The organism is Streptomyces sp. NPDC048419 (genome assembly GCF_043200415.1).
Classification (GTDB): domain Bacteria; phylum Actinomycetota; class Actinomycetes; order Streptomycetales; family Streptomycetaceae; genus Streptomyces.
Window position 1 is genome coordinate 74,259 of the sequence record NZ_JBICXT010000008.1, and the last position, 16,306, is coordinate 90,564.

Below are 16,306 nucleotides of genomic sequence, written 5' to 3' on the forward strand. Positions count from 1 at the left end.
CGGCCGGAGCACTAGCGGTTGACGGACCGCATGCCCGCCTCGTCGTACCGTTCCCCGGCCGCCTGCGGCAGCTCCGCGTCGATGCGGGCCAGGTCGTCCTTGGTCAGCTCGATGTCGACCGCGCCGGCGTTCTGCTCCAGGTAGGTGCGGCGCTTGGTGCCCGGGATCGGCACCAGGTCCTCGCCCTGGGCCAGCACCCAGGCGATGGCCAGCTGGGCCGGCGTCACGTCCTTCTCGGCGGCGATCTCCTTGACCTTGGCCGCCAGCCGCTGGTTCGCCTCCAGGTTGCTGTCCTGGAAGCGCGGGTTCTGGCGGCGCCAGTCGTTCGCGTCCAGATCGTCCGGCGAGGTGAACCGCCCGGCGAGGAAGCCGCGGCCGAGGGGCGAGTACGGCACGAAGCCGATGCCCAGCTCCCGGCAGGCGGGCAGCACCTCGGCCTCCACGTCACGCGACCACAGGGAGTACTCGCTCTGTACGGCGGTGATCGGGTGCACGGCGTTGGCGCGCCGGATGGTCTCCGCGCTCGCCTCGCTCAGCCCGATGTATCGCACGGTGCCCTCGGCGACCAGCTCGGCCAACGCGCCGACGGTCTCCTCGATGGGCACGTTCGGGTCGACCCGGTGCTGGTAGTACAGGTCGATGTGATCGGTTCCCAGCCGTTGCAGGGAGCCGAGGACCGAGCTGCGGACGTGCGCGGCCGAACCGTCCTGCGGGCCGACCGTGCTGATGTCGCCGGGTACGGCGTCGTCCATCCGGTAGTTGAACTTCGTCGCGAGCACGTACTCGTCACGATGTCCCCGGATCGCCTCACCGACGAGCGACTCGTTGGTGAGCGGCCCGTACATCTGCGCGGTGTCGAGGAAGTTCATGCCGAGGTCGAGGGCGTGCCGGATGGTCGCGACCCCCTCCTCCTGGTCTGCCGATCCGTAGAAGGCGGACATGCCCATGCACCCGAGGCCGATGGCCGATACCTGGAGGTCCCGCAGACTGCGCTTTCGCATGTCGTGTCCCATCCTTTCACTCGTTCGTCGTTCGGGCGCGTCGTCCGTCCGGTGACGGATTCGGCCGCCCGACGTCCCGTGGCGCACGCCGGCCTGCGAGGCCTGTGCAACCGCGGTGTCTTCGACGCTACGACCTGAAGCGCACTCCAACGCAAGTCAGCCCTTCCCGCGGACGGAACGTGCCCTGCCCCGGCCGGGCTAAGGGACGGCCGGGGCAGGTGCTCAGGGCGTGGGACACCTGTCGTGGGACAGGGAGGCCCGCAGGGCCGCATGCAGGGCGGGCGCGCCGGTGCATTCGTCGTCGCGGGGGGCGGCACGCACCGGTGGAGGACGGGGCCCGTGGTGCGGTGCGGCGGCGGCACCACCACGTGGCATCCGGCGCCGAATACCTGGACTCCGGGGAGCTGCCAGTCGGCCGCGGTGCCGGGCCGGATCAGCCAGTACAGAATGCGGCCGTAACCGTCCGTGATGACGGCGCCCGTCTCGTCCCCGAGGTGGCGCATCGCGTGCGACCCGAGGTCGAGCGGTACGCGTCCCACCGGCGGCCGGCGGGCAGCAGCAGCAGCAGCAGCGCCTCCATAACGTCCCCCCCGCATCCACCGCGGGGACCAGCCGCCCGTCGTCAGCCTCACCGGCCCTCCCGTCAGACGCGCCAAGCCCAGAGCCCGGCGGGTGGCCTGAATTGCGGTTACGCGCAAGGAAGTTGTGGCAATACGCAGTGGGGGCCGCGGGATCTCGTCCGGCGACGCTACGGGGACGTAGCTTGACCGTTCGTATCCAATTCGTACGACTGGGAGGCTGCGATGGGACACCCCGACCCTCTGGTGATCGACCCGACCGGCCGCGACATCCACGGCGAGGCCGCACGGGTCCGCGACCGCGGGCCGGTCACGCCCGTGGAACTTCCCGACGGCGTCGGGGCGTGGGCCGTCAGCGACCCCGATCTGCTCAGGCGCCTGCTCACCGACCCGCGCGTCTCCAAGGACCCGCGCCGCCACTGGACCCGCTGGATCAACGGCGAAATCGCCCCGGAATGGCCGCTGTTCACGTGGGTGGCGGTGCAGAACATGTTCACCGCGTACGGCGGCGAGCACAAACGTCTGCGCGCCCTGGTCTCCAAGGCCTTCACCGCACGCCGCACCGCAGCGCTCCGGCCCCGCATCGAGGAGATCACCGCCGGTCTGCTGGACCGGGTCGAACGGGCCGGGCGGGACGGTCAGGTCGTCGACCTGCGCGAGGGGTACTGCTACCCGCTGCCGATCCGGGTGATCAGCGAGCTGTTCGGCCTGCCCGAGGACCAGGGCGCCGAACTGCGCTCCGTCGTGGACAGCATCTTCCACACCTCCGCCACACCGGAGGAGGTCACCGACACCTACGCCCGCTTCTACGCCGCGCTTGCCAAACTCGTCGCCACGAAACGGGAGTTGCCGGGTGACGACCTGACCTCCGCCCTCATCGCGGCCCGCGACGACGAGGACGGCACCCGCCTCAGCGAGCAGGAACTCCTCGACACCCTGATGCTGATGGTCAGCGCGGGCCACGAGACCACGGTCAACCTCATCGACAACGCCATCCACGCACTGCTCACCCACCCCGACCAGCTCGCGCTCGTCCGCGACGGCCGCGCCTCCTGGGAGGACGTGATCGAGGAGACGCTGCGCGTCGAGGCACCGATCGCCGGCCTGCCGCTGCGGTACGCCGTGGAGGACCTGGCGATGGAAGAGTTCGGCGGGCCCGAAGGAGTCGTGATCAGCAAGGGTGAGGCCATCCTGGCGGCGTACGCCGCCGCCGGCCGCCATCCCGGCAAGTACGGGGTCGACGCGGACCGCTTCGACGTCACCCGCGTCGACAAGGAGCACCTGGCGTTCGGATACGGCGTGCACTTCTGCCTGGGCGCGCCGCTGGGGCGGCTGGAGGCGCAGATCGCGCTCCTGGCCCTCTTCGACCGCTTCCCGGACCTCCGACTCGCCGTACCCGAGGAGGAGTTGAGGCCGGTGGACTCCTTCATCTCCAACGGCCACCGCTCCGTCCCGGCGCATCTTCGCTGATCACTCCCCGCGCCACCAGGTCCGCACCCGGCCCCACCAGCCGCGCCGCGCCTGCGCGGCGGCCGGGGCGGCGAGCGGCCGAGGCGGCACGGCCGTGTGCGCCTCGGGCGGCCCGTCGTCCGCGGCGCGTGTGCCGACGGCGGACGGCGGGACGTCACGGGCAGTGCGGCCGGCGCCCGGTGGAACGGACCCGGCCGCCGCAGCAGGTCATCGGCCGGCCGGCGAGTTCGAGGTCGGTTAGGCGGTCGAGGAGTTTCTCCACCGCCGCTGCCCCGATCAGCCGGGCCGGACTCTGCGCCGGGCACGTGTGCGGGCCCACGCTCTACGCCAAGTTGGCCCGGTTTCGCGCGCGTTGGTCACTGGTGGGCGAGGGGTCGTTGTTCGCAGCGGCGAGCGAGACCACGATCGGACGGCCAGGCTGCCGGGCGATCCCCTCGTACACGACGTCGTGGACCGCCTAGCGCGCGGCGTGGTCGGCCATGGGCGGGTCGTTCCACAGCACCTCGTCGAGGGCGTCCTCCACCGGCAGGCTGCCGCCCGACAGATCGCCGGCGAATCGGTCGTCGGACAGCAGCAGCCGCAGGCTGTTCGCGATCAGGTTCTGCTGCGGCTCGGTGCCCGCGCCCATTAGCAGGACGAGGTTGTGGACCATCTCCTCGTCGGTGAGCTCGGCCGGGTAGGCCGGCAGCCAGGAGGTCACGTCCTGGCCGGGCCGCCTGCGCTTGAGCGCGACGAGGTCGAACAGGGTCGTGGCGAGCAGCTCGTAGGCCTTCTCGGTGTCAACGCCGTCGAAGATCCCGGACATGCCCTGCACGAGGCGCTCGCCGTATTCGGCCGGGCAGCCGAAGAGGTGGTTGAACACCAGCAGGGGCAGCACCTGCGCGTACGCGCCGAGGAGATCGGCCTCGCCCGCGGGCGCGAACCGGTCGATGAGGGCGTCGGCGCTGGTCTCGACGTATCCGCGCAGCGTGTTCGGCTCCACGCGGGCCAGGCTGTCGGTGATGGCGCCGCGCAGCCGGCGGTGCTCCGCGCCGTCGGTCGACAGCGCGTTCGGTCCGCGACCACGCGGCGGACTCCGGCCTCACCGGCCCGTGCGGCAGCCGCACGCGCATGACGATCACGGAACTGGCGTACGCCACGGGCTTCTCCTCGGCCAGCGCACTGAGCACGGCGTTCCGCCCGTGCTTCGGAGTCAGCCCGCGCGAGATGCGCCTGAACACACCCTGAACAACACCTTCGAACTCGCACGGGGCTGGTGCCGGGCCGCCAACCCGCCTCGGCACCAGCCCCGTCGGATCACCCTTCGTCGCGCAGCTCGCTCGCCAAGGACGTCAGAGGTTCGGTCTCCTCGGCGTGGCCCAGGGCGGTCAGGTGGGAGATCGCCGCGTCGAGGCGGGTGAGGGCGGGGGCGGGGCGTTCCAGGTAGAGGCCTTCGACGGCGCCGGCGAGGCGGACGCACTCGGTCCACTCGCCCACGTGCTCGTCCTGCGGTCCCGGTTCGCCGAGCAGGGCGAGGGCCTTGTCCAGGGCGGCCAACGCGTCCTCGTACCGGCCGCCGTAGGCGTTGACCCGACCGTGTTCGTAGGCCAGCGCGGTGTCCAGGGAACGGCCGCGGGCCTCGTACCCGGCGGCGCGGGCCTCGTCGGCGATCCGGCCCGCGTCCGCGAGGAAGGTGAGAGCGTCGGCCAGGCCCTCGGGGCCCCGCTGCTGGGCGTTGAGACGGCCGAGTTCGCGCAGGGAGCTGCTGAGCTGCCCGTAGCGCGGGGCCTTGGCGTGGGCGACGATCGCCTGGTCCGCGGCTTCGCGGGCCCGGGCGAACTCACCGGATTCGCCGAGGAGTACGGCCGTCTCGGCGGCGATCATGGCGTGGCTGCCCGGGTCGTCGTCCCAGCCGGCCGACTCGGCCGCGAGGGCGGCGAACTCCGCCGTGGCGGCCTTGAGGTCGTCGCCCGCGTGCAGCGCGCGGGCGCGGGTCAGGCGCAGTTGAGCGGCGAGCCGGTCGTCCAACTCCCCGGAGGCGACGTCCGTTTCGGCCAGCAGGGAGTCCAGCAGCGCGATGCAGTCCTCGACATGGCCGAGGTCGAGGCTGAGCTGGGCCGCGTTGCTGTAGGTGCAGAAGGCGTCCATACGGCTGCCCTTGCGCAGTTCCAGCTCGGCGGAGCGCGTCAGATGCCGCAGTGCCTCGTCGGGGCGGCCCAGGTGCATACAGGCCTCGGCCAGATCTCCGTGGAGGCGGGCGGTGTCGACCGCGTCGGCCGGCCACTCGGCGGCCAGTCGAAGGCCTTCGGCGAGGTCGGCGTGGGCCGACCGGGCGTCCCTGAGGCCCAGTTGGATACGTCCTCGCAGCCCGAGGGTGCGCGGCAGGTGCCAGGCGGGGCCGTGTGCCTTCAGCCGATCGAGCAGGGCGTCGATCTCGGTGACCGCGGCGGGCAGGTCGCCGGAGAGGGCGTGGGTGCTGGACCGCAGCAGCTGGGCGCCGGAGATCTGCACCGCGATGTCGTGCCGGGTGGCGAACTCGTGCAGCAGGTCCACCTCGGCGAAGGCCGGCGCGACGTGCTCCTCGTCCCGCGACGCCTGCAACCGCAGGCCGAGGACGGTCGCCCGCAACCGCAGCAGCCGGGCCTCCTGGTACGGCGTGAGGCCGGGCGTCTCCTCGTGGAGATGGACCATGGACGCGTGGGCGGCGGTCAGCGCGGCCGTCTTCTCTTCGACCGCGTCGGCGTCCGTCGAGGGGATCTCGGCGGTGGCGAGCAGGACGGAGGCGCGGGCGAGCGCCGCGTGACCGGGCTCCCCGGCGTCGTCGTAGAGTCCCGCGGCCTCCTCGTGGAGGCCGGCGGCGACGCTGAACCGGCCCCTCTCCCCCGCCTTGTCCGCTTCCTCGGACAGCAGGTCGGCACGCAGCCGCGCGAGCGGGCCGACGGCCGGGTCGTCGGGGTGGGTGTAGTCGGGGGCGTCGACCAGTGTGCGCAGGCGCGTCCAGCAGGCCTGGGCGTCCGGGTGTCCCTGCTCGCTCAACGTCCTTGCCCGGACGATGAGTTCGGGCAGTGACTCGGGGACGGCGGCGGGCGCGAGCGGTGCCACGTCGTCGAGGCGGTGCGGTCGGAGGGTCAGTTCCAGCGCGTCCAGCAGCGGAAGGCGCTCGAGGCGGGCCTCACGGCGGTCGCTGTGCGCGGTGGTTCCGTTGCGGGCGTCGAAGCGGGCGGTGAGCTCGCCGGCGCGGTCCCGTACCTCGGCGCGCAGGGCGGCCACCGTCCAGTTGCGGCCCGGGTATCCGGCGGCGGGCAGGTCTCCGTGGCCGAGGAGTTCGACGCGCTGGAGCAGGACCTCCACCCCGGTGAGGAAACTGAGCAGGTCCAGCGGCGAGTCGACCTCCTCGAACAGATTGCGGTTCTCGGCGAGCAGTTCCAGGCCGCGTGCCTCGTTGCCGGTCAGCGCGCAGAACTCCAAGTGCCGGCCGACCTCCCCGGACATGGAGGGGTTGCGGCGGCAGCTGCGGTACCCGGCGAGGTGCAGCTGCCGCGCCTGGCCGGTGCGGCCGGTACGCAGCAGGGGCAGCAGTGCGTAGGAGACGGAGCGGGCGGGCTCCTCCTGGCAGGACTCCTTCCCGGCCAGGACGGGCTCCCAGGTGCTCAGCGCCCGCTCGTCGTCGCCCCCCGTGAGGTGGTGGAGGGCCCGCTCGCAGATCTCGCAGGCCTCGCAGTCGCTGAGCCGGCTGCGGGTGCGCCCCGCCCACAGCTCGAAGGCCAGGTCGGTGTCCTCGCCGACGTGTGCGGCGAGTTGGTAGGCCTGTCCGTAGTAGGGCTGGAGGCCCAGGCCGGCCTTCTCGTACCGGTCGCGCATCTCCGTCAGCCACTGGCGCAGGCTGGCCAGCGGTATCTCGGGCAGCGCGCGCAGGGCGTTCGCAACCCACTTGAAGCGCCAGAACAGCATGTGGCGCAGCCGCTCGTCGAACACGTCGGGCTGCTCGTCGAAGAGGGTGAGCAGACGGGCGAAGACGACGGGCGACTTACGGGGTTCGGAGCCGTAGGTGTAGGCCTCCTGGAGCTCCAGGAGGGCGTGGACGAGAGGGACGGGCTCGGCGAACTGCTCGGCGGCCTCGACGAGTTCCTCGGCGGTGACGGTGCGGGTGCGGCCGTAGGGGCGCTGGTCGTTCTCCTGGAGCGCCTGGTACAGCTCGTCGGTCGTCTGGGGTGCGGTCGGCATCGTCAGCTGTCCTTGCGGAGGGCGTGGGCGAGAAGGTCGAGGAAGGAGCGGTTGATGAGGCTCGACTCGGCGGGCCGGAGCGGGCGCCGGGACAGCATCGCGGCCTGCCCGTAGAGGGCTTCGGCGCTGGTGCGGGCCAGTTCGGGCTCGTCGATGGTGACAGCGGTGCGGACCAGCGGGTTGAGCTGGTTGAGGATCAGCTGGGCCCTCGGCGCCTCCTGGCGCAGGTGACCGAGGATGTCGCCCCACAGGCCGCCCTGCTGCTCGCGGGCGAGCTGGGACCGGCTGCGCTCGTGCCTGGCCTCCCGGCTGTCGAGGAGGAGGGCGGGAGCGGAGGCGGGCTGGAAGGTGCGCAGCGCGACGTCGCAGTCGAAGACGGCGAGGGCGTCGCGGGCCTGGGCGAGGTAGGCCGCGGCGGCCAGTTCCGTCTCCCGGTCGACGGGGTCGAGATGGGCGGTGAGCGTGGCCGGGTCGAGGTCGGCGACGCTGACCTCGGGTCTGATCTCCGGCAGCCGGTGGACCAGTTCACGGTCGTAGGTGTAGCCGCCGTTGACGACGCCGAGTCCGGCGGCCGAGGCGATCGCCGCGACCTGCCGGAACTCCTCCACGCTGGACGTCACGAGCACGGTGCGGTGGGTGCGCGCGAACTCGTCCAGCGTGGCGTGCCCGGCGGTGGTCTCGAACGGCAGCCAGGGCAGCAGCATCCGCAGGATCTCGTCATCGTGCACGGCGAGGGACTTCACGGCCAGGTGGTGGGCCTGGAGGAAGCGGCCGAGCAGGTCGGGGTCGCTGGCGGCGGTGCGGGCGATCCACGTGCGCAGGCGTTCGGCGAGTGCGTCGCGTACGGCGGCGAGGGTGTCGTCCTCGTACAGGGACTCGCGGGACGCGGTCGGGCGCAGGCTCTCGGCGTCGATGACGCAGCGGACGAAGAACGCCCACTCGGGGAGGATCTCCTCGGCCTGCTCGGACAGCAGCATGCCCTTGACGTGCACGCGGTGGCCGTGGCGGCGCCCGGCCGGTACGGCCTCGGACAGCACGCACGCGATGCCCTTCAGCCCCACGGCCGGAAGGTCCAGTTCGATGGTGTCCAGCGGGGTGAACCCGAGGACGTCCTCGCCGTACGCGGCCAGCGCCCGCGAACGGGCTCCCGGCGTGGGGTGGCTGCGTGACCAGGGCGCGGGCTCGGGGTTGACGGCTGCGCCCTGGCCGACCGTGCCGTCGTCGAAGGTCACCGGGTGGCGCAGCAGGGAGCCGAAGTGCCGGGCCAGTGCGTGTACTTGGGCCGGGCGGGTCCACTCGCCCGCGTCGGCGCGCGGCGTGAGCGTGACGGTGGTGCCGGGCCGGGGGTGGGCGGAGGAGGGCAGGGTGCGGACGGTGTAGCTGCCGTCGCCGCGTCCGCGCCATTCCACGACGGGGGCGTCGGGGGTGCGGGCGGAGCGGCTCAGGACGTGGATCTCGTCGGCGACCAGGAAGCAGGAGAGCAGGCCGATGCCGAACTGACCGATGAAGTCGGCGCGTTGCTCGGCGATCCGGTCGGCGCGCTTGCTGCTGCGGCCGATCGTGGCGAGGAAGGTGTGCACGTCGGCCTCGGTCAGTCCGACGCCGTCGTCCTCGACGCGCACCACCGAACCGTCGGCGTACAGGCGGATGCCGAAGGCGTCGGCGGGAGCGGCCGGTTCGAGGCCGTGCCGCGCGGTCAGCGCGTCCACCGCGTTCTGGAGGAGTTCGCGCAGATAGACGCGGGGGCTGGAGTAGAGGTGGTGGGAGAGGAGATCGACGAGGCCGCGCAGATCCACCTGGAAGGTGCGATCGGTGCCGGCCGGGCTCAACGGGGTTTCGGGCAGAGTCATCGGGCAGTCCGGGGTGGGGTGTTCGGGAGTGACGGGGAGGTGCGGGCTCAGGCGTTGCGCCGGGCGCGGGCGTACATCTTTTCCGGCTGCGCCATGTACTTCCAGGGCCACGAGGTGTACGCGCCTTGGAGCTCCTGGAAGACGCGCGGCAACGCGATGCGCTCGGAGGCCAGCGACAAGGCCATGGCGAAGATGTTGAAGTCCTCCTGCCAGCCCGGGCGTCGCTCGTAGGCGGGGTGGAGGATGCTGTGCTCGGCCGCGTCCAGCAACTCGTCCTGGATGTCGGGGGTGACCAGGCAGCTCTTCGTCTCCGACTCCACCCAGTCCTCGATGTGGGCCATGGCGATCACACAGCCGAGGCGGTGGCCCTCGGGCGCGCCTGCGAACGCCTCACGGGCGAACGCGAGGGCCTGGCCCGGCTCTCCGCTCCATCGGGGCTGAAGGTACGACACCCACTCGGTGTGGGTCTCCAGATCCATCGGGTCGCGGCGCAGGGCGGCGTCACGCCAGGTCTCGTTGACGGCGGGGCCCAGTGACATACCGCGGCCGGAGGTGAGGAGGCGGCGCCAGGGGGAGACCCATTCCGGCCGCAACTCCGCTGCCTCCAGCAGCTGTTCCTCGGCGATGTGGAGCCGCTCGTGGAAGACCCGCCACTGCTCCTGCGTGACGTTCACCGCACGGTCGGAGGTGCGCGCCTCCCAGCCCCAGACGATGTGGCGCGCCCCGGATATCAGCAGCGCCGTCGCCCGGTGCTCCTTGTCCTCCTCGACGGCCCGGCCGATCCAGTCCTGCACACCGTCCACGTCGGCCAGTTCACCCAGCACCTGATGGTCGCGGCCGAGGTCGAAGGGTGCCGAGGCCGCCCTGACCGCCTCCCAGTCACCCGCCTCCGCCGCCTCCACCAGGGCCAGCACCCGAGCGTCCCCGAGGGCGCGCAGCGGGTACATCCCGTTCTTCCTGCCCGGCGCGGGCAAGGCGTGCGGGTCCGCCTCCGGTCTCTGCCCGCCCCTGCCGAACAGCTTGCCGAACATGCCGCGCCTCCCCTGGTCCTGCTTGATCGTCGGACGCAGCATAAGCGGTCCCCCCGACAGCGCTTCCACAGGGTTTTCACGTGTACTTCGCGTGTTCGTCGCGTACTTCGCGGGCCGGCCGCGAGCTTCCCCTTTCGCCATCCACAGGACACACGGGCTCAAGTCCGGGCGATTTCCGCCGCCCTCACCGTCAGTCCTCGGCGACCCTGATGATCGTCCTGCCGGTGACGCGCCGCCCGGGGGCGAAGGCGGCGGCCGCCTCGGACAACGGGCGGACCGCCCCGACGCGCACGTCGAGCCGTCCGTCCCGGACCCGCTGCGCCAGGTCGGTGAGGCGGGCGCGGTCGGGTTCCACGACGAAGAACAGCGCGCGCCCGTCCTTGGGCCGGACGGTGGGCGGCTCGGCGATCGTGACGAGCGTGCCGCCCGCGCGCACGAGCCCGGCCGACCGGCCGAGGACGTCGCCGCCGATCACGTCGAACACCACGTCGACCTCTCCGGCGTCGTCCAGCCGGCCGGCCCCGAGGTCCAGGAAGTCATGGGCCCCCAGAGTGAGCGCGGTGTCCCGGTCCGCCTCCCGTCCGGTGCCGATCACCCGGGCTCCCGCCTCCACGGCCAGCTGCACCGCGATCGATCCGACGCCGCCCGCGGCACCGTGGATCAGGACGGTCTGGCCGCTCGTGATCCGCGCGTGGTCGAACAGACCCTGCCAGGCGGTCAGCCCGGAGATCGGCAGCGCGGCGGCCACCGTGTGGTCGATGTCCGCGGGAAGCGGGGCGAGGTTGCGGGCCTCGACGGCGACATACTCGGCCAGCGAGCCGTTTCGGGCCCAGTCGGTCGGGCCGAAGACCCGCTGGCCGACCGTGAGGCCGGTGGTTCCGAACCCGAGTTCCGCCACGACGCCCGAGACCTCGTGCCCGGGCACGCTCGGAGCGCGGTCGCGCCCGGCGCGATCGGACCACGTGGCGGGCCAGTCGAGTTCTCCCCGGGTGAATCCGGCGGCATGCACCCGCACGACGACGTCGTTCTCGGCGGCATGGGGATACGGAAGGTCGGTCAGGGCCAGCCCGGTGACGCCGGCGTCGCGGTCCGATGTGGTGATGGCTCGCATGGTTCTTCCTCTGTGTGGTCTTCAATTCGGCCAGGGCGCGTCATTGACACGCTCGACCATGCTCTTGCGCCGGAACCCGGGAACGAAGTGTTCCAGGACGTCCGCATTGACGGTCCCGTAGGTGGTGTCCGGACGGTTCCTGAGTCCCTCGACGAATTTCCGCAGGAATTCCTTCTTGAATTCTCCGCGTGGATGGGCGGCGATGATCTCGTCCACCTGGCCGCCGTCCAGTCCGTCCAGTCCCCAGCCGATCGCGTCGGTGAGAACTCCGTAGTTCGTGGCGGCCGTCTCCGGACCCATCCGGCCGGGAATCCCCGGCGTCGTGTGCAGCGCCACGGCCGTCCAGACGGCCTCGGCCGCGCTCTTCGAGAACCCGCGGTCCAGCAGGAACTTGCGCGCGTGGTCGGCCCCGTCGAGCTCGAAGCGCTGCTCCACGTCGGAGAACGGAGTCGAAAGCCCGGTGTCGTGGAACATCGCGGATATGTAGAGCAGCTCCGGATCGGGCTGGAGACCGAGCCGGCGCGCATGAAGGGAACCGAAGAGGAAAACACGCCGGGAGTGATGGAAGATGAGCGGACCCGTCGTTTCACGAAGAAATCCGGTGGCCTCCGCCACTGCTGCGGTCTCGGGTATTTCCACTGCGGCGACAATGTCGGTCATGGGATTCACGCTTTCGAAGTGCAGGTGCGGAGTAAACGGTGCGGCGCGCCTGTTCTCCACAGTGCCGACCGGACGGCGTTCCCCGCCACCCCGGCCCGGCCATGAAGCACTCGAATCCGGACACCTGAGGGATGGGCTGTGAGCTCTGCGCCGCATCGGATCGCGATCCTCGTCTACGACGGGGTCAAACTGCTGGACGTCGCCGGCCCCGCGGACGTGTTCGGGGAAGCGAATCAGCTCGGCGCCGACTACCGGGTCGCCCTGCTGTCGGCCACCGGCGCCGACGTCGCCTCCTCGATCGGCGTACGGATCGCCGTCGACGGCAGCCCCGCGTCCGAACCGGACCCTGACACGTTCGTGCTGCCGGGCGGTGCCCTTTACCCCAGAACCCCCGTCACGCGGGACCTGATCGAGGCCACACGAGGGCTGGCGGTCCGATCCGGCCGGGTCGCGTCCGTCTGCTCCGGAGCATTCGTCCTCGGCGCGGCCGGTCTCCTGGACGGCAAGCGGGCGACCACGCACTGGAAGATCGCGCGCGAACTCGCCGACCGGCACCCGAAGATCCGCGTGGAACCCGACGCCATCCACGTGCGCGACGGCACCACGTACACCTCGGCGGGTGTCACCGCCGGCATCGACCTGGCGCTGGCGCTCGTCGAGGAGGATCACGGTCCCGACCTGAGCCGGGAGGTCGCCCGCGCCCTGGTCGTCTATCTGCAACGCGCGGGCGGCCAGTCACAGTTCTCCGCGCCCCTGCAGGGCCCGCCGCCCCGGTCTCCGGTGCTGCGCACGGTCGTCGACCTGGTGACGGCGAATCCTGTGGGCAACCACTCCCTCGCCGAGCTCGCCGGGCATCTGCACATGAGTACCCGGCATCTCACGCGGCTGTTCCGGGAGGAGCTGTCCACCACACCGGCCCGCTACGTCGAGTCGATCCGGTTCGACATCGCGAAGGCCTTGCTGGACCAGGGGCACACCGCCACCCAGGCCGCGTCCTTGGCCGGGTTCCCGAGCTACGAGAGCCTGCGACGGGTCTTCGCACGGGAGTTGTCCATCAGCCCCGCGGCGTACCAGCGCCGCTTCAGCACCGCCCGCGGCGGCCCGTGACACCGGTGGACGGCGGCAGGTGGGGTCGCAGCTCACCCCTGGCGCGAGTGCAGATGGCTGTGTGAGACCTCCGGCGGGCACGGCTCACCGTCGCCGCGGCGGTCGCGCCGCCAGTCGTGGACCGCGAGGGCGAGCGAGCACACGATGGGGCCGATGCCCAGGCCGACCGCCGTCGCGACGGCCGCGTGGTAGTTGTGGGCGCCGGAGCCCAGCACGACGTAGAAGATGCCGGGCAGCGCGGCCGTGCCCACCGATCCGCCCAGCCGTTGCCCGGTCTGCAGGGCGCCGCCCGCCGCGCCCGCCATCCGCACCGGCACGTCCCGCAGGGTCATGGTGATGTTCGGTGAGATGACGCAGCCACTGCCCAGGCCGCCGACGAACAGGACGGGCACGGTGAGCCAGGCGGCCACGTGGGCGGGTGCCAGCAGCAGGATCAGTGCGGTGCCGCCGAGGCCGAGTGTCACGCCGACCAGACCGCACACGGTCAGCAGCCTGCCGAACCGGTCCACGAGGCGGCCCGATACGGCCGCCGCGCAGGCCGACCCGATCGCGAACGGCGTGACCGCGAGCCCCGAGCGCAGCGGCGAGTAGCCCAGGCCGTTCTGGAAGAACAGCGCGAACACCAGCCACACACCGCTGAAGCCGACGAAGTACAGCGTGCCGAGGGCGGCCCCGGCGGCATAGCCGCGCGTGGTCGTCACCAGCTGCGGATCCAGCAGCGGCTGGCCCTCACGTGCCGCGACACGGCGCTCCCAGCGGACGAAGCCGTACAGGAAGGCCGCGCTCACCGGGAAGAGCCACCACAGATGCCGTACGCCACCGGACTCGGCCATCACCAGCGGCAGCATCAGCGCCAGGACTCCGCAGCCGAGGAGGGCGACGCCGCCCAGGTCGAGGCGTTCCCGGCGGCCCGGCGTCGTCCTGGGCAGCAGCCGGAAGCCCAGCAGCAGGGCGACGGCGCCGACGGGGACGTTGACGTAGAAGATCCAGCGCCAGCCCTGTGGGCCGTCGGCGAGGGCGAGGATGAGGCCGCCCACGACCGGGCCCACCGCGCTGGAGATGCCCACGACCGCGCCGAACATGCCGAAGGCGCGGCCGCGTTCGGCTCCGCGGAACATCTGCTGGATGAGGGCGGAGTTCTGCGGGGCCAGGCATCCCGCGGCGACGCCCTGGGCGAGGCGGGCGACCACCAGGAGCGTGATGCTGGGTGCCGCGCCCGCCGCCGCGCTGCACAGGACGAAGGCCGCCAGGGCCATCAGGAAGATGCGGCGCCTGCCGATCGCGTCACCGAGACGGCCGGCGGTCACCAGGACCAGGGCGAAGCTGAGGGCGTAGCCGGTCACCACCCATTGGATGGAGGGGGCCGACGCGTGGAGGTCGCGCTGCATCGACGGGAGCGCGACGGACACGATCGTCACGTCCAGCAGGCTCATGAAGCCGGCCACCAGCGTGACCCACAGCGCCTTCCATCGCCGGGGGTCGGTTCCGTCCTCGGCTTGTCCCGGCACCGTTCCTCCTTCGCCTGCCCCCGGACCTGATTCCATCAGCGTTCGCGCACTTTGTCCGGCCTGCCGCGTGCGCGCGTCAGAACTTCGGCGCCGGTGCCTGGCTCTCCACCATCTCGGCGGCCTCCTCGGGTGTGGCGACGGAGGGCGGCGAGCCGGCCAGTGGTTCGCGTGCCGTCTCCCGCATGCACGCCACGGCGATCACACCCACGACGGACGCGGCCATGACGTAGAAGGCGGGCATGAGCTCGTTCCCGGTCGCGGAGATCAGCGCGGTGATGACGAAGGGGGTGGTGCCGCCGAACACGGACACCGCGACGTTGTAACCGATGGACAGGGAGCCGTAGCGGACCTGGGTCGGGAACAGCGCAGGCAGCGTCGCGGACATGGTGCCGAGCAGGCACACCAGCGACAGCCCCAGCATCAGCATCGCCGCCGACACCGCCACCAGACTGCCCTGCCTGACCAGCAGGAACGCCGGCAGGGACAGCACGAGGAACCCGAGCATGCCGCCCATCAGCAGAGGCTTCCGGCCGAACCTGTCGCTCCACCGGCCCACCTGGTTGACGATCAGCATCAGCACCACCATGGTGCCGATCAGGATGAGCAGGCCGTGGGTGTCGGAGTAGCCCATCTCGTCCGACAGGTACGTCGGCATGTACGACAGCAGCATGTAGTCGGCGATGTTGTAGGCGCCGACGAGGCAGATGCACAGGATGAGGGTCGGCCAGTAGTCACGGAAGATCTTCGCGACGTCCCCGGTGCTGGTCGTCTCGACCGTGGAGGCGGCGTCGGAGGCCCGGTGGAGGGAGCCGTCCTCCAGCTTGCGGAAGGCGGGCGTCTCGTCCAGCCGGAGCCGCAGGTACAGACCGATCATCCCGATGGGACCTGCCACCAGGAACGGCACACGCCAGCCCCACTGCTCCATGCCGCCGCTGTCCAGCACCGAGGTCAGGATCGTCACCAGTCCGGCCGCGCCGACGTATCCGGCGAGCGTTCCCAGTTCGAGGAAGCTGCCGTAGAAACCACGGCGCAGGTCGGGCGCGTACTCGGCGATGAAGGTGGAGGCGCCGCCGTACTCGCCGCCGGTGGAGAAGCCCTGGACGAGCCGGAAGAAGATCAGCAGGACCGGGGACCAGAAGCCGATGGTGGCGTACGAGGGGAGCAGGCCGATCGCGAAGGTGCCGATCGCCATCAGGATCATGGTCAGGGCGAGGACCTGCTTACGGCCGATCTTGTCACCCATCGGGCCGAAGACGACGCCGCCGAGGGGGCGCACGAAGAAGGCCACCGCGAAGGTCGCGAACGAGGACAGCAGCTGGACGGTGCCGTTCCCGGACGGGAAGAAGACATGGCCGATGGTGACCGCGAGATAGCTGTAGATCCCGAAGTCGAACCACTCCATGGCGTTGCCGAGCGAGGCCGCCTTCACCGCCCGTTTGACGGCCGCCTCGTCGGTGACGGTGATGTCGGTGCGTCGCAAGGGTGGATTCCTGCGCCGCCTGACCGCTCTGAACAGGACGCGGTGACGCCTGACCGCCCCCGGGTCCGCCTCGGCGGTGAGGAGACCGGACTCGCTGTCGGTCATGAGCGCGCTCCTTTCGGCCGGGCATGGCTTGCCGCAAGATCGTCTGCTCACCGATGGCTCTCGCAAACCGGATGAGAGGTCGAAGTCGGCCTCAGTGCCGGACCGAGTACCCGGACCGAGTGGACGGGATCCGTTTCATGACCCCGGGATCGGCCGGCCGAGAGCGAGAGCCGCTCACCCCCCGTCATATTACTGAACCGTA

The 16,306-nt window shown here is 71.4% G+C and carries 12 protein-coding genes; 3 read left to right on the top strand and 9 right to left on the bottom strand.

Going from position 1 to position 16,306, the window contains the following annotated elements; genetic code table 11:
• Positions 1 to 11: 11 nt before the first annotated feature.
• The gene (locus ACGFYN_RS18720) at positions 12 to 1,001 is read right to left on the bottom strand and encodes an aldo/keto reductase (RefSeq protein ID WP_393866913.1); all 990 of its coding nucleotides are present in this window, start codon (positions 999 to 1,001) and stop codon (positions 12 to 14) included.
• Positions 1,002 to 1,804: 803 nt separating this feature from the next.
• On the opposite strand from ACGFYN_RS18720, the gene ACGFYN_RS18725 reads away from it, so the two are divergent.
• The gene (locus tag ACGFYN_RS18725; RefSeq protein ID WP_393866914.1) at positions 1,805 to 3,049 is read left to right on the top strand and encodes a cytochrome P450; all 1,245 of its coding nucleotides are present in this window, start codon (positions 1,805 to 1,807) and stop codon (positions 3,047 to 3,049) included.
• Positions 3,050 to 3,506: 457 nt separating this feature from the next.
• Here the strand turns inward: ACGFYN_RS18725 and ACGFYN_RS18730 are convergent, their stop codons facing one another.
• A complete protein-coding gene (locus tag ACGFYN_RS18730) occupies positions 3,507 to 4,031 on the bottom strand; it encodes a hypothetical protein (RefSeq protein ID WP_393866915.1) in 525 nt (174 codons plus the stop codon).
• 128 nt (positions 4,032 to 4,159) lie between these two features.
• On the opposite strand from ACGFYN_RS18730, the gene ACGFYN_RS18735 reads away from it, so the two are divergent.
• Complete coding sequence (locus ACGFYN_RS18735; protein ID WP_393866916.1) at positions 4,160 to 4,276, top strand: helix-turn-helix domain-containing protein; 117 nt, start codon at positions 4,160 to 4,162, stop codon at positions 4,274 to 4,276.
• 69 nt (positions 4,277 to 4,345) lie between these two features.
• On the opposite strand, the gene ACGFYN_RS18740 is transcribed toward ACGFYN_RS18735, so the two are convergent.
• The 5 genes from ACGFYN_RS18740 to ACGFYN_RS18760 form a co-directional block, all read right to left on the bottom strand.
• Positions 4,346 to 7,252 (bottom strand): hypothetical protein, encoded by a 2,907-nt coding sequence (locus ACGFYN_RS18740; protein ID WP_393866917.1) that lies wholly within the window; start codon positions 7,250 to 7,252, stop codon positions 4,346 to 4,348.
• 2 nt (positions 7,253 to 7,254) lie between these two features.
• On the bottom strand, positions 7,255 to 9,102 hold the full coding sequence (locus ACGFYN_RS18745) for an HSP90 family protein (protein ID WP_393866918.1): 1,848 nt from the start codon (positions 9,100 to 9,102) through the stop codon (positions 7,255 to 7,257).
• Between the two features lie 47 nt (positions 9,103 to 9,149).
• On the bottom strand, positions 9,150 to 10,133 hold the full coding sequence (locus tag ACGFYN_RS18750) for a hypothetical protein (RefSeq protein WP_393867125.1): 984 nt from the start codon (positions 10,131 to 10,133) through the stop codon (positions 9,150 to 9,152).
• 190 nt (positions 10,134 to 10,323) lie between these two features.
• Positions 10,324 to 11,244: an NADP-dependent oxidoreductase gene (locus tag ACGFYN_RS18755; RefSeq protein WP_393866919.1), complete on the bottom strand. Its 921-nt coding sequence runs from the start codon at positions 11,242 to 11,244 to the stop codon at positions 10,324 to 10,326.
• Between the two features lie 21 nt (positions 11,245 to 11,265).
• Positions 11,266 to 11,904, bottom strand: coding sequence for an HD domain-containing protein (locus ACGFYN_RS18760; protein ID WP_393866920.1), 639 nt, complete (start codon positions 11,902 to 11,904; stop codon positions 11,266 to 11,268).
• 138 nt (positions 11,905 to 12,042) lie between these two features.
• On the opposite strand from ACGFYN_RS18760, the gene ACGFYN_RS18765 reads away from it, so the two are divergent.
• Positions 12,043 to 13,011: a GlxA family transcriptional regulator gene (locus ACGFYN_RS18765; protein ID WP_393866921.1), complete on the top strand. Its 969-nt coding sequence runs from the start codon at positions 12,043 to 12,045 to the stop codon at positions 13,009 to 13,011.
• Positions 13,012 to 13,043: 32 nt separating this feature from the next.
• Here ACGFYN_RS18765 and ACGFYN_RS18770 read toward each other — a convergent pair whose 3' ends face one another.
• Both ACGFYN_RS18770 and ACGFYN_RS18775 read right to left on the bottom strand, forming a co-directional pair.
• Complete coding sequence (locus tag ACGFYN_RS18770; protein WP_393866922.1) at positions 13,044 to 14,555, bottom strand: MFS transporter; 1,512 nt, start codon at positions 14,553 to 14,555, stop codon at positions 13,044 to 13,046.
• A 40-nt stretch (positions 14,556 to 14,595) separates the two neighbouring features.
• Positions 14,596 to 16,104, bottom strand: coding sequence for an MFS transporter (locus ACGFYN_RS18775; RefSeq protein WP_393866923.1), 1,509 nt, complete (start codon positions 16,102 to 16,104; stop codon positions 14,596 to 14,598).
• Positions 16,105 to 16,306 lie beyond the last annotated feature (202 nt).

Bases quoted from the DNA above. Each gene is read 5' to 3' on its own strand.
- ACGFYN_RS18720 (WP_393866913.1), bottom strand. From the start codon at position 1,001: ATGCGAAAGCGCAGTCTGCGGGACCTCCAGGTATCGGCCATCGGCCTC.
- ACGFYN_RS18725 (WP_393866914.1), top strand. From the start codon at position 1,805: ATGGGACACCCCGACCCTCTGGTGATCGACCCGACCGGCCGCGACATC.
- ACGFYN_RS18735 (WP_393866916.1), top strand. From the start codon at position 4,160: ATGACGATCACGGAACTGGCGTACGCCACGGGCTTCTCCTCGGCCAGC.
- ACGFYN_RS18740 (WP_393866917.1), bottom strand. From the start codon at position 7,252: ATGCCGACCGCACCCCAGACGACCGACGAGCTGTACCAGGCGCTCCAG.
- ACGFYN_RS18745 (WP_393866918.1), bottom strand. From the start codon at position 9,102: ATGACTCTGCCCGAAACCCCGTTGAGCCCGGCCGGCACCGATCGCACC.
- ACGFYN_RS18750 (WP_393867125.1), bottom strand. From the start codon at position 10,133: ATGTTCGGCAAGCTGTTCGGCAGGGGCGGGCAGAGACCGGAGGCGGAC.
- ACGFYN_RS18755 (WP_393866919.1), bottom strand. From the start codon at position 11,244: ATGCGAGCCATCACCACATCGGACCGCGACGCCGGCGTCACCGGGCTG.
- ACGFYN_RS18760 (WP_393866920.1), bottom strand. From the start codon at position 11,904: ATGACCGACATTGTCGCCGCAGTGGAAATACCCGAGACCGCAGCAGTG.
- ACGFYN_RS18770 (WP_393866922.1), bottom strand. From the start codon at position 14,555: ATGGAATCAGGTCCGGGGGCAGGCGAAGGAGGAACGGTGCCGGGACAA.
- ACGFYN_RS18775 (WP_393866923.1), bottom strand. From the start codon at position 16,104: ATGACCGACAGCGAGTCCGGTCTCCTCACCGCCGAGGCGGACCCGGGG.